This window comes from Streptomyces sp. NPDC005181 (assembly GCF_040608395.1).
In the GTDB taxonomy this organism is placed as follows: Bacteria; Actinomycetota; Actinomycetes; order Streptomycetales; family Streptomycetaceae; genus Streptomyces.
Genome location: NZ_JBEXID010000030.1, coordinates 1 through 11,989, shown reverse-complemented (window position 1 = coordinate 11,989; position 11,989 = coordinate 1). Strand labels below are relative to the sequence as shown.

The following is an 11,989-nucleotide window of genomic DNA, read 5'->3' as shown; positions in this document are numbered from 1 at the left end:
GGCGGATATCGCCGTTTTTGACGATACCTGTGGGGGCGGCCAGGCTGCCCGCCGGGCGAAAGCCCCCGTTCCAGGGTGCTGCACACGCCCTGCTGCGGCCGGGTGCCGCGCGCCGGACAGACCGAGAGCGCGAGGTCCAGACCTGACGTGGGACAATCGCTGTGGCTCACGGTACGGGGGATTCAGCAGTCGCCCCCGATATGCACGGCACTAACGAGCGGGAGATACAGCACGATGCGCATCGGAGTTCTCACCGCAGGCGGCGATTGCCCAGGTCTGAACGCAGTGATCCGGTCGGTCGTGCACCGCGCCGTGGTGGGTCACGGCGACGAAGTCATCGGGTTCGAGGACGGCTTCAAGGGACTCCTCGACGGCCACTTCCGCCCCCTCGACCTCGACGCGGTCAGCGGCATCCTCGCGCGCGGCGGCACCATCCTCGGCTCGGCCCGGCTGGAGCGCGACCGGCTCCGCGAAGCCGCCGAGAACTGTGATGAGCTGAACCGCCGTTACGGCGTCGATGTGCTGATCCCGATCGGCGGCGAGGGCACCCTCACCGCGGCCCGGATGCTGTCGGACGCCGGGATGCCCGTCGTGGGCGTTCCGAAGACCATCGACAACGACATCTCCTCGACCGACCGCACCTTCGGCTTCGACACGGCGGTGGGCGTCGCCACCGAGGCCATAGACCGTCTGAAGACCACGGCCGAATCGCACCAGCGGGTCATGGTCGTCGAGGTGATGGGCCGGCACGCGGGCTGGATCGCGCTGGAGTCCGGCATGGCGGGCGGCGCGCACGGCATCTGTCTGCCCGAGCGGCCGTTCGAGGTCGCGGACCTGGTCAAGATGGTCGAGGAGCGCTTCGCCCGCGGCAAGAAGTTCGCGGTCATCTGTGTCGCAGAGGGCGCGCATCCGGTCGAGGGCTCGATGCCGTACGCGAAGGGCGCAATCGACCAGTACGGCCACGAGCGCTTCCAGGGCATCGGCAACCGGCTCGCGGTCGAGCTGGAGACCCGCCTCGGCAAGGAGGCCAGGCCGGTCATTCTCGGCCATGTCCAGCGCGGCGGCACGCCGACCGCGTACGACCGGGTGCTCGCGACCCGCTTCGGCTGGCACGCGGTCGAGGCGGCGCACCGGGGCGACTTCGGCCGGATGACGGCGCTGCGCGGCAACGAGATCACGATGGTGCCGCTGGCGGACGCGATCGCGCAGCTGAAGACAGTGCCGAAGGACCGGATGTACGAGGCGGAGTCGGTGTTCTGACCGGCGGTTCCGACCCTCGTCGGAGGCCGGCTTCAGGAGCCGGCCTCCGGGGGCAGGGCGGCTCCTGAAGCCCCGGCCGCACTACGCCCCCGCCGTCTCCCAGAACCGTTCCACGACCCCGTCCAGAAACGCCCGCCCCGCCTCCCCGTCCGCGCCCGCCCGCTCCGGACCCCCTGTGCTCCAGCTCAGCGTCGACACCATCAGCGCCTGGTAGTCGGAGTGCACCTGTTCCAGCACGTGCTGCAGCCGCCGTCGCTCCAGCGGCACCAGCTTCGCGACCGGCCGGGCATATGCTTGCCAGCGCGTCGTCACCGCGCTGCGCAGCAGCTCCCCCAGCTCCTCGTTCCGCCCCGTCGCCGTCACGAAGTCGGCCGCCGACAGCTCCAACGCCTCGCTGAGCGCCGCGGACTGGCGTTCATTGCCGCGCCAGCGCCCCGACTCCTCCATCCGCTGATACGCGGAGACCGCCAGCCCCAGCAGCCGTGCCAGCTCGTCCACGGCCAGGCCCCGGGCCACCCGGTGTTCGCGCAGGGTGCGGGCGGCGGTCAGCAGGTCGCCCGGCGCGCACCACAGCACTCCGGCCAACGCCGTGAGCTCCTTCTCGCTGGGCAGCGCGAGGCCACGCTCCCAGGCGGCGACGGTGTCCGCGCTGATCCGGAGTCCGTACTGGGCGCTGAGGCCGTACGCGACATGGCCGGGCGCCATCCCCAGGGCCTCGCGTAGTCGGCGCGCGGCGGGGGCATTGAAAGGTGGGGTGGGGTGCACGGCCCCACCGTAGGAGCCGGAACCCGGTCTGACTACGGTGTGTTCGACCGAGTTCACGGCTCGTAGGAACGTCCTAGCGTTCGCAGCCGCTCAACCCTTGACCGCCCCGCCGAGGGCGAACCCACCACCCAGGCGGCGCGAGATCAGGATGTACAGCAGCAGCACCGGCGTCGAGTACAGGATCGAGAACGCCGCGAGCTGCCCGTAGACCACCGATCCGTAGTTGCCGAAGAAGGTGAAGATCGAGACGGAGGTCGGGAGTTGCTCGGGAGAGAGCAGCAGCATGAAGGGGACGAAGAAGTTCCCCCACAGCATGATGAAGGTGTAGATCGTCACCACGCCCACGCCCGGCCCCATCAGCGGCAGCACCACCCGGACCAGCGTCTGTGTCATCGACGCCCCGTCCGTCCAGGCCGCCTCCTCCACTACCTTCGGCACGCCGTCCATCGTCCCGTACATCGTGTCGATCAGATCGACCTGTACGAAGAGCCCGTACACCGGCACCATGATCGCGGTGATCGGCAGACACGTCGTGAACAGGATCGTCAGCAGATACGGGCGGGTCAGACGCGAGCGGTGGCGGGACAGCGGATACGCGGCCAGCGCCGCGCACGCCACGGTCAGCAGCGTCGCACTGCCGCACAGCAGCAGACTGTTGAGCATCGGTGTGAAGGTGATCTCGTCGGTGAGGACCGCGTCGAAGTTCTCCAGAGTCGGTGACGCCGGCGGTCGCACCCGAAGATCGGCGCTGCCGTCCAACGAGGCGAACAGCAGCCACATCAGCGGCAGTGCGAACGCCACCGCGACCAGCAGCAGCGACCCGTCGGACGCCAGCCGCGCCCGGGTGCGCCGGGGCGTCGTCACGCCTTTCACGCCCGTCACACCTCCACCTTCATCAGCCTCAGGTAGACGATCGAGAACAGGGACCCCACCAGAAGCAGCAGCAGCGCCACCGCCGTGCCGTAGCCGATCAGGCTGTTCACGAACGCCTGGTCGTACATGAACACCGGAAGCGTCTGGCTGCGGTTGCCCGGACCGCCGCGGGTCATCGCCCAGATCAGTCCGAACACAGAGAGCGTGGACAAGGTGTTGAGCATCAGATTGGTGCCGATGGAACGGCGGATCATCGGCAGCGTGATGTGCCACAGCCGGCGCGGCCCGCTTGCCCCGTCGACCTCGGCGGCCTCCGTGATGTCCTGCGGGATCTCGGCCGGCGCCGCCGAGTAGATCAGCATCGAGAACGCCGTCCCCCGCCACACATTGGCGAACGACACCGCCAGGATCGGCAGCGTGAACAGCCAGTTCTGGCCCGGCAGATGGAGCTGGTCCAGGATCGCGTTCAGAGTGCCCTCGCGGCGGAAGAACGCGTACTGCAGGAATGCCGCGACGATCTCCGGCAGTACCCAGGCCGTGATGACCAGCGCCCCGGTGACCGCACGGACCGGGCGGGACGCGGCCCGCATCAGGCCCGCGAGCGCCAGCCCCAGCGTGTTCTGCCCGACGATCGACGACAGGAAGGTGAAGGCGAGCGTGAGCTGGACGGCGTTGCGGAAGCTGTCGTCGGCGAACGCCTGCCAGCCGGGTGCGGGCCAGACCCTTCACGCTCAGGCTCTCCACACTGACCGCTTGGTTCTCGACGATCAGTTTCGTGGACAGCTTGTGGTGAAAGTCCCGGCGCGCATCCGCCACCTTCGCATGAGCGCGGGCGACCTTGACCCGCTGCCTGTTCCGGTTCTTCGACCCCTTCTTCTTCCGGGACAGGCTGCGCTGCTCCTGCTTGAGTTTCTTCTCCGCCCTGCGTAAAAACCGGGGCGAGTGGACGCGGGAGCCGTCCGCCATGACGGCGAAGTGGGTCAGCCCCAGGTCGACGCCCTGGTCCCGGTCGTGTGGGGGCAGAGTCTCGTTCGCGGGGTCGGTTTCCACGACGAAGCCGGCCCGGTACCGGCCGGCCGCGTCCTTGATCACCGTCACAGTCGACGGGGCCGACGGCAGGGCACGGGACCAGCGCACCCGTACCGGGCCGATCTTGGGAAGGTTCAGCTTCCCGTCCGGTGTGATCGACCACTTTGCGTTCGCGGTGAACCGCACACACTGACGGCTGTCCCGCTTTGATTTGAACCGTGGTTCGGTGATCTTCGGGCCCTTGCGGGTGCCCTTGATGCTCCCGAAGAAGTTCCGGTAGGCCGCATCCAGGTCCCGCAGGGACTGCTGGAGCACCACGGCCGACACATCCCCGAGCCAGGACCGCTCCGGCGTCTTCTTCGCCCCGGTGAGGAACCTCTTCGACAACTCCGCCGACGTCGGATACGGCAGACCCTGCTCATGGGCTTGCTTCCGGGCCCGCAGACAGGCCTGCTCCGAGGTTCCGCTGGCCGCATGGAGGTGATCGCGCGGGGTGCGGCCTCCTCATAGCCGTGGGGGCTGAGACGTGACCGTAGGACCGGCCGGTCGGCAAGGTCAATGCCCGTGCAGGAATCACTTGTTGTGCGTGAGGGGTGCGGGTGGGACGAACGGTCAGCGCGTTTCGGGCACCCAGCGGTAGTGCAGCTCCGGTCGCCCGATCTGCCCGTACTGCGGACTGCGGACTGCGCGGCCCACCGTCACCAGATGTTCCAGATAGCGGCGTGCGGTGATCCGCGAGATGCCCAGTTCCACGCCCGTAGCGGCTGCGGTCACCCCGTCCGGGGAGGCCCGCAGCGCGCGGGTCACCGCCTCCAGCGTCGGGCCGCTCAGCCCCTTGGGCAGCCGGGCCGGCTCCGGAGCCCGCAGCGCGCCGAGCGCCCGGTCCACCTCGTCCTGGCCGCTCGCCTCACCGGCCGCCGCACGGAACTCGGCGTAGCGCACGAGGCGGTCGCGCAGGGTGGCGAAGGTGAACGGCTTCAGTACGTACTGGACGACACCGAGCGACACCCCTTCCCGGACCACCGCCAGATCACGCGCCGACGTCACGGCGATGACATCCGCTGCGTGCCCGGCGGCGCGCAGCGAACGCAGCAGCTGCAGACCGTGCCCGTCGGGCAGATACAGATCCAGGAGCAGCAGATCGACCTGGGTACGGTCCAGCGCCCGTACCGCCTCCGCACGCGAATGCGCGACCCCGGCCACCGTGAAGCCGGGGACCCGGCCGACGTACAGCCTGTGCGCGTCGGCGGCCACGGGGTCGTCCTCGACGACCAGCACCTGGATCACGGGGTGGGCTCCTTCGTCGTGTGCCACTGCGTGGGGGTGTGCGAGGGCAACAGCGGCAGCCGTACGGTGAACTCCGCGCCACCGTCCGGACCCCCGCCCAGCGTGACCGTCCCGCCGGCCCGGTGCGCGGCCTGCTGTACGAGCGCCAGACCGAGCCCACGACCGGCGCCGTGCGTCGACCAGCCGCGGTGGAACACCTCGGCGGCGTCGGCGGGATCGACCCCGGCCCCGGTGTCCGCGACCCGCAGCAGCAGCTCACGGTCGTCGGCGAGCGCGGTGACGGTGACCCGCGCGCGGCCGGCGCGGCGTGGCGCCGCACCGCGCTGAGCGGGCACAGCTGTGGAGTCCGCCGCCCCGGTCCCGGACACCGTCCCCGCACCGGACGGGACTCCCGCATCGGACGGGGCCGTCGCCGCCTCCGATGCCGCGTCCACCGCGTTGTCGATCAGATTGCCGAGGATCGTCACCAGATCGCGCTGCGGCAGCGTCGCGGGCAGCGCACCGTCGTCGATCACACTGTCGTCCGCGAGCACCAGCTCCACCCCCCGCTCGTTCGCCTGCGCCGCCTTGCCCAGCAGCAGCGCCGCCAGCACCGGTTCGGCGACGGCGCCGACGACCCGGTCGGTGAGGACCTGTGCGAGCTCCAGCTCCGCCGTCGCGAAGCCGACCGCCTCCTCCGTCCGGCCGAGCTCGATCAGCGAGACGACCGTGTGCAGCCGGTTCGCCGCCTCGTGCGCCTGCGAGCGCAGGGCCTGGGTGAACCCCCGCTCCGAGTCCAACTCGCCGGACAGGGCCTGGAGTTCCGTGTGGTCGCGGAGGGTCACGACCGTGCCGCGCTGCTCGCCGCCCACCACCGGACGGGTGTTGACCACGATCACCCGGTCCGCCGTCAGATGCAGCTCGTCCACCCGCTCCTCGGAGGCGAGCAGCGCCCCGGTCAGCGGCGCCGGCAGTTCCAGTTCGACCACCCGGCGCCCGACCGCACCGGCCGGCAGCCCGAGCAGCTCCCGGCCCGCGTCATTGATCAGCGCGATCCTGCGCTGTCCGTCGAGCATCAGCAGCCCCTCGCGCACCGCGTGCAGCGTGGCTTGGTGGTAGTCGTGCATCCGGCTCAGCTCGGCGGCGTTCATCCCGTGCGTGTGGCGCCGAAGGCGGGCGTTGATCACGTAGGTGCCGATGCCGCCGAGGGTGAGCGCGCCGCCCGCCGCGAGCCCCAGCGCACCGAGCTGCGCCCGCACCTGCGAGGAGACCCGCTCGACCGTGATGCCCGCGCTGACCAGTCCGGTGATCCTGCCGCCGTCCCGGATCGGGGTGACGACCCGGATCGAGGGGCCGAGCGTGCCGGTGTACGTCTCCGTGAACGTCTCGCCGCGCAGCGCCCGCGCGGTGTGGCCGAGGAAGGGCTCTCCGATCTGGTCCGCGTCGGGGTGCGTCCAGCGGATGCGGTCCGGGCTCATGATGGTGACGAAGGCGATCCCGGTGTCCGTGCGGACCTTCTCCGCGTACGGCTGGAGCGCGGCGGACGGGTCCGGGGTGCGGATCGCCTCCCGTACGGACGGCGATCCGGCCACCGCCAGCGCCGCCGCCCTGACCTGCCGGGTCGCGGTCTCCTCCGCCTGCGCGCTCCCCGAGACGTACGCGAAGAACGCGCACCCCGCCACCACGGCCGCAACCAGCACCACCTGCATCGCGAAGAGCTGACCGGCCAGGCTGCGCGGACGGGTACGGGGGCGTGGGAGACGCATGGTCACAGTCTGCCTGGCCGAAAACATATGAACGAAATGCACGTAAGGGTGACGGTCGTCACACGGGGCGGGATATTCGCCGGGACCCCCAGGGACGGGGGACGGACAGGGACGAGCCGAGGAGAAGCCCCGTGGAAGTGTCAGCCGCCAGGCGGGACCGCACGCATTATCTGTATCTCGCCGTGATCGGCGCCGTGGCCCTCGGCATCCTGGTGGGCTTCGTGGCCCCCGGGGTGGCCGTCGAGCTGAAGCCGATCGGTACCGGCTTCGTGAGCCTCATCAAGATGATGATCTCGCCGATCATCTTCTGCACGATCGTGCTGGGCGTCGGCTCGGTCCGCAAGGCCGCCAAGGTCGGCGCGGTCGGCGGGCTCGCACTCGGCTACTTCCTGGTGATGTCGACCGTGGCCCTCGCCATCGGCCTGCTCGTCGGCAACATCCTGGAGCCCGGCCAGGGCCTCCATCTCACCGAAGCGGTGCGCGCCGCCGGCGAGAAGCAGGCGGCCGGCGCGAGCGAGTCCACCGTGGACTTCCTGCTGGGCATCATCCCGACGACGATGGTCTCCGCCTTCACCGAGGGCGAAGTGCTCCAGACCCTGCTCGTCGCCCTGCTCGCGGGCTTCGCGCTCCAGGCCATGGGATCGGCCGGCGAACCCGTCCTGCGTGGCATCGGACACATCCAGCGACTCGTCTTCCGCGTCCTCGCCATGATCATGTGGGCGGCCCCGGTCGGTGCGTTCGGTGCGATGGCGGCCGTGGTCGGCGAGACCGGCGTCGACGCGCTGAAGTCCCTCGCGATCATCATGGTCGGCTTCTACATCACCTGCGCGATCTTCGTCTTCGTGGTGCTCGGCACGATCCTGCGGCTGGTCGCCGGGGTGAACCTGCTGCTCCTGCTGAAGTACCTGGGCCGCGAGTTCCTGCTGATCCTCTCCACCTCGTCGTCGGAGTCCGCGCTGCCGCGGCTCATCGCCAAGATGGAGCACCTGGGCGTCAGCAAGTCCGTCGCGGGGATCACCGTGCCGACCGGCTACTCGTTCAACCTCGACGGCACCGCCATCTATCTGACGATGTCCTCGCTCTTCATCGCCAACGCGATGGGGGACCCGCTGAGCGCGGGGGAGCAGATCTCGCTCCTGCTCTTCATGATCGTCGCCTCGAAGGGTGCGGCAGGCGTCACCGGCGCGGGCCTCGCCACGCTGGCGGGCGGCCTGCAGTCCCACCGCCCCGGCCTGGTCGACGGCGTCGGTCTGATCGTCGGCATCGACCGCTTCATGAGCGAGGCCCGCGCCCTGACGAACTTCGCGGGCAACGCGGTCGCCACGGTGCTGGTCGGCACCTGGACCAAGGAGATCGACAAGGAGCGGGTGGACCAGGTGCTGTCCGGCTCCCTCCCGTTCGACGAGAAGATGATCACGGACGAAGGCCCCACGGAGCCGTACGTCCCGGAGTCCAGGGGCGGCGACGGCGAGAAGGCCTCGCTGGCGAAGGCGTAACGACGTGGGTGTGCGGCCGGTACGGGACTCCCGTACCGGCCGCACACGTATGTCGGCCGTGCGGTCAGGCGAACGGGATGTGGACGACCGACTGGTTGCCGACTCCGACCGTGCTGGAGCCGTTGCCGATGGCGTTCCAGATCTCCACCCTGACCTTGCCGTTCACCAGATTGCCCTGGCTCCCGGTCGACGCCATGAGCCCCTTGCTCTGCGTGTAGTGCTCGTAGCCGGGGACGGGGTCGGTGGGGAAGTAGTTGTACGTCTCCGTCCGGTCCCAGGTCCCGTCGCCGGTGCGGTCGTAGCTCACCCTCACCTGCTGTCCGTTGGCGACCGTCGTGCCGGCGTCGACGAACAGGTCGAACTGGGTGGATCCGCCGTTGTACGTCCGGGTGATGCCGGAGGAGGTGAAGGTCTGCGGACTGTGCGGGGTGCCGTCGTAGTTGGCGCCGCCCGCCGAGGCGAGGGTCACGGCCGAGCCGGACGCCTCCGCCGCACCCAGACCGCCACCGGAGCGGAGCGTGAGGTCGGAGGAGCCGGACGGCGGATCGGTCGGGTCCGGGGGATCGGTCGGGTCGGTGCCGCCTCCGCCGCCCTTGGTCCAGACGCCGACGTAGTCGACCAGCATGGGACGGCCCGGGACGGTCTGCGCGGTGGGGGTGCTGCCGGCCAGCGCATCGGGGAACGCGCCGCCGATCGCGAGGTTGAGAAGGATGAAGTACCCCGCGTGCTCGGTCATGTTGGCCCAGGTGCCGGCGTCCAGCCGGCTCTGGGAGACGGAGTGGAACTGCTGGCCGTCCACGTACCAGCGCAGCGCATTGGGGGTGACGGAACGGTCCCACTCGAAGGTGTACGTGTGGAACGCCGACTGGCAACTGGTAGCGGGGCAGGCCCGGTTGCCGGCGATGCCGCTCGTCTCGTTGCACGGGCCGCCCGGGTTGACGCCGCAGTGCAGCACGCCCCAGACGGAGTTGATGCCGTTGACGTTCTCCATGATGTCGAACTCGCCGATGCCCGGCCAGTTCCAGTAGTTGCCACGGTACGGGGAGCCGAGCGCCCAGAACGCGGGCCAGTAGCCGAGCGCCGCGTTCCCGGAGACGTTCGGCATCTGGATCCGGCTCTCGATGCGCAGAGTGCCGCCCGCCGGGGCCTTGAAGTCGGAGCGTGTGGTCTCGATCCGGCCGGAGGTCCAGTTGCCCGCGCCGTCCCGGAGCGGGGTGATCCGGAGGTTGCCGTTGCCGTCGAGGCTGAGGTTGTCGGGGTTGGCGGTGTAGTTCTGGATCTCACCCGTGCCCCAGTTCGCGGGGCCGCCCGGGTAGGCGTGGCCGGTGTCGATCTGCCAGTTCGCGGCCGAGGGGAGGGCGCGGTCGGCGCCGTTGAAGTCGTCGCTCCACTTCAGGTCCCAGCCGGGAGCCGGTGGGACGGCGCCGCGTGCGGATCCGGAGCCGAGGACGGTGGCCAGCCCGGCCAGGACCAGGGCCATCACGGTCAGCGCGGCGAGTGCGGTGGTGCGTCTGCGGGGAGTGGAGGTGGGGGAGTGGGCGGGCAGATGGATGCGGCTCGCGTTCAAGGAACACCTCTCCGGTGGGGGCGGGGGGAACGGAACGAGGTACCAGTCGTGAGAGCGCTCTCACGCTTTTGTAGGTGCACGCCGGAGGGCCGTCAATGGCGACGCACTCTTAACTTCTTGAATGTAAAGGGCAGTTGAAGGATGCGCGGGGCAGGTGAGCCCCGCGCTTGCCTTGACGTCCGCGTAAACCTTTACCGTCGAAGCATGCGAATCGGGGAGCTGGCCGAGCAGGCCGGGACGACGACGCGGACTCTGCGCTACTACGAGTCACGCGGACTGCTGCCTGCGCGGCGGGCCGTGAACGGGTACCGCACGTACGACGAGGACGATCTGCGTCTGCTGCAGCAGATCCGGACCCTGCAGGACTTCGGGTTCGATCTGGAGGAGACCCGGCCGTTCGTCGAGTGCCTGCGCGCCGGCCACCCGGCCGGTGACTCCTGCCCCGCCTCGCTGACCGTCTACCGGCGCAAGCTCGGCGAGCTCGACGCGCTCATCGAGCAGCTCCAGTCGGTCCGCGCCCAGGTGGGCGCAGAGCTCGCGAGGGCCGAGCTGGAGGCCGCGGCCGAGCTTCCTGGCGGCCCGGAACCACGTTGTGAACTGGGAGGATGACAGATGATTCAGGCAGAGGGCGTGGCCGAGGTCACCGATACCACCTTCGACGGGGAGGTGCTGGGGGCCGAGCTGCCCGTACTGGTCGAGTTCACCGCCGACTGGTGCGGACCGTGCCGCCAGCTCGCCCCCGTGCTCAGCGCGATCGCCGCAGAGGAAGCCGGGCGCATCAAGATCGTCCAGCTGGACGTGGACGCCAATCCGGGCATCACGAGCCGCTACGCGGTGCTGTCGATGCCGACCCTCATGGTGTTCCGGTCCGGCGAGCCGGTGAAGTCGATGGTGGGCGCCCGGCCCAAGCGCAGGCTCCTCCAGGAGTTGGAGGACGTGCTCGCGAAGGTGTGAGCCGCGACGCTCAGTAGTTTCCGCCGCCACAGCTGCTGCCACCGCCGCAGCTGTGGTGGTGGCCTCCTCCGTCGAACGAGGAGCCGTGCGAGCCGGATGAGTCGTGGGAGCCGCCGGACCCGTTGGAGCTGTGGTCGCTGCCGGTGCCGTTGCTGTCCGGGCTCCCGTCGTCGGAGTCCGAATCCAGCGCCTTTCCGTACTTGATCAGCATCCGGCCCACCGACGGCAGACGGCCCCCTCCCCCGCCCCAGCGCCGAGAGCGTCGGTGCTCACCCGGTAACCCGCTCCACCCGTCGAAGACCACGGCCCCGAGCGCAGCCGATGCCCACAGCTCGCCGGTGCGTATCGCTGCGAGGCGGCGACGGCCCGCCGGGGTCAGCGGACCCCGCGCCGGGCACAGCACCCGCACGGCCAGACAGCCGACCCCCACCGCGATGAACGGTGCCGTCTGCCGCAGCCCCTGCGGGACGGCGAAGGCGGCCAGGACCGCTGTGCTGCACACCACGACGACCAGGCCACGTGTGGCGAACAGACGGGCCAGGGCGCGTGGCGGGGCCATCAACAGACCGTAGCTGACGAGCCGGTCGCCGATCTCGCGTACGGCCCCCGCCCGTACCGCCCGTACCCGCAGCAGCGTCGGGGTCGTGGAGCCGGAGGTCCGCCACTTCTCGACCACGGCATGCTCCACCGGATGCTCGGGTTCCGTCCAGGGCTCGGGCAACCGCAGCCGCCCACCCGACCCGATCACGACGTTGTTGTCACTGCCCCACAGGGTATGGAGCGCCGCCTCCACCACCCGCTCCGGTCCGCCCGCCAGAAACGCCGCATCGTACGGACCCAGTTCGGGCGCGCGCTCCCGGCGCCGCCACGGCAGCAGTCGCCGACCGGAGAGGGTCAGGCTGGCGGTGGCAGCGACCAGTACTACAGCCGGTTGTTCACGTGACGTGATGGTGATCGGACTCGTTGGCGGTGCATGGGGCTGATGCTGCCGCCGGGTCTGGTCCGGCGCGATG

General features: G+C 70.1%; 10 protein-coding genes and 2 pseudogenes. 4 read left to right on the top strand and 8 right to left on the bottom strand.

The genetic code is table 11. From position 1 onward, the window contains the following. The first annotated feature begins 234 nt into the window (after window positions 1–234). Window positions 235–1,260, top strand: a complete 1,026-nt coding sequence (locus tag ABZV38_RS20265) for an ATP-dependent 6-phosphofructokinase (RefSeq protein WP_356328808.1) — start codon at window positions 235–237, stop codon at window positions 1,258–1,260. 81 nt (window positions 1,261–1,341) lie between these two features. Here the strand turns inward: ABZV38_RS20265 and ABZV38_RS20260 are convergent, their stop codons facing one another. The 6 genes and pseudogenes from ABZV38_RS20260 to ABZV38_RS20235 all read right to left on the bottom strand — a co-directional run bounded on the left by ABZV38_RS20260 (window position 1,342) and on the right by ABZV38_RS20235 (window position 6,959). After that, entirely contained in the window at window positions 1,342–1,965 is a 624-nt protein-coding gene (locus ABZV38_RS20260) for a helix-turn-helix transcriptional regulator (protein ID WP_356328929.1), read from the bottom strand. Between the two features lie 150 nt (window positions 1,966–2,115). After that, the gene (locus ABZV38_RS20255) at window positions 2,116–2,907 is read right to left on the bottom strand and encodes a carbohydrate ABC transporter permease (protein WP_356328806.1); all 792 of its coding nucleotides are present in this window, start codon (window positions 2,905–2,907) and stop codon (window positions 2,116–2,118) included. After that, window positions 2,904–3,599, bottom strand: a pseudogene (locus ABZV38_RS20250) (sugar ABC transporter permease); the annotation flags it as partial. The gene ABZV38_RS20255 and the pseudogene ABZV38_RS20250, both read right to left, overlap by 4 nt. After that, window positions 3,598–4,371, bottom strand: a pseudogene (locus tag ABZV38_RS20245) (transposase); the annotation flags it as partial. The pseudogenes ABZV38_RS20245 and ABZV38_RS20250, both read right to left, overlap by 2 nt. 168 nt (window positions 4,372–4,539) lie before the next feature. Next, window positions 4,540–5,214: a response regulator gene (locus ABZV38_RS20240; protein ID WP_356328805.1), complete on the bottom strand. Its 675-nt coding sequence runs from the start codon at window positions 5,212–5,214 to the stop codon at window positions 4,540–4,542. Next, window positions 5,211–6,959 carry an ATP-binding protein gene (locus tag ABZV38_RS20235; RefSeq protein ID WP_356328804.1) on the bottom strand — a complete coding sequence of 583 codons (1,749 nt, stop codon included), beginning with the start codon at window positions 6,957–6,959 and terminating at the stop codon, window positions 5,211–5,213. The genes ABZV38_RS20240 and ABZV38_RS20235 overlap by 4 nt, the downstream gene beginning before the upstream one ends. Before the next feature lie 131 nt (window positions 6,960–7,090). Here ABZV38_RS20235 and ABZV38_RS20230 point away from each other — a divergent pair, with 131 nt between their 5' ends. Further along, window positions 7,091–8,455 (top strand): cation:dicarboxylase symporter family transporter, encoded by a 1,365-nt coding sequence (locus ABZV38_RS20230; RefSeq protein WP_356328802.1) that lies wholly within the window; start codon window positions 7,091–7,093, stop codon window positions 8,453–8,455. A gap of 64 nt (window positions 8,456–8,519) precedes the next feature. On the opposite strand, the gene ABZV38_RS20225 is transcribed toward ABZV38_RS20230, so the two are convergent. Further along, window positions 8,520–9,935 carry a glycoside hydrolase family 16 protein gene (locus tag ABZV38_RS20225; RefSeq protein WP_356328928.1) on the bottom strand — a complete coding sequence of 472 codons (1,416 nt, stop codon included), beginning with the start codon at window positions 9,933–9,935 and terminating at the stop codon, window positions 8,520–8,522. 291 nt (window positions 9,936–10,226) lie between these two features. Between ABZV38_RS20225 and ABZV38_RS20220 the strand changes: the two genes are divergently transcribed. Together ABZV38_RS20220 and trxA are read left to right on the top strand one after the other, a co-directional pair. Next, complete coding sequence (locus tag ABZV38_RS20220; RefSeq protein ID WP_356328800.1) at window positions 10,227–10,631, top strand: MerR family transcriptional regulator; 405 nt, start codon at window positions 10,227–10,229, stop codon at window positions 10,629–10,631. 3 nt (window positions 10,632–10,634) lie between these two features. After that, window positions 10,635–10,976 carry a thioredoxin gene (gene trxA / locus ABZV38_RS20215; protein ID WP_356328798.1) on the top strand — a complete coding sequence of 114 codons (342 nt, stop codon included), beginning with the start codon at window positions 10,635–10,637 and terminating at the stop codon, window positions 10,974–10,976. A 10-nt stretch (window positions 10,977–10,986) separates the two neighbouring features. On the opposite strand, the gene ABZV38_RS20210 is transcribed toward trxA, so the two are convergent. Continuing rightward, the coding region (locus ABZV38_RS20210) for a TIGR04222 domain-containing membrane protein (protein ID WP_356328796.1) at window positions 10,987–11,989 on the bottom strand (1,003 nt) is incomplete at its 5' end.

What these genes read in the sequence shown, in the direction of transcription:
- ABZV38_RS20265 (WP_356328808.1), top strand. Translation starts at nt 235, where the DNA reads ATGCGCATCGGAGTTCTCACCGCAGGCGGCGATTGCCCAGGTCTGAAC.
- ABZV38_RS20260 (WP_356328929.1), bottom strand. Translation starts at nt 1,965, where the DNA reads ATGGCGCCCGGCCATGTCGCGTACGGCCTCAGCGCCCAGTACGGACTC.
- ABZV38_RS20235 (WP_356328804.1), bottom strand. Translation starts at nt 6,959, where the DNA reads ATGCGTCTCCCACGCCCCCGTACCCGTCCGCGCAGCCTGGCCGGTCAG.
- ABZV38_RS20225 (WP_356328928.1), bottom strand. Translation starts at nt 9,935, where the DNA reads ATGGCCCTGGTCCTGGCCGGGCTGGCCACCGTCCTCGGCTCCGGATCC.
- ABZV38_RS20220 (WP_356328800.1), top strand. Translation starts at nt 10,227, where the DNA reads ATGCGAATCGGGGAGCTGGCCGAGCAGGCCGGGACGACGACGCGGACT.
- trxA (WP_356328798.1), top strand. Translation starts at nt 10,635, where the DNA reads ATGATTCAGGCAGAGGGCGTGGCCGAGGTCACCGATACCACCTTCGAC.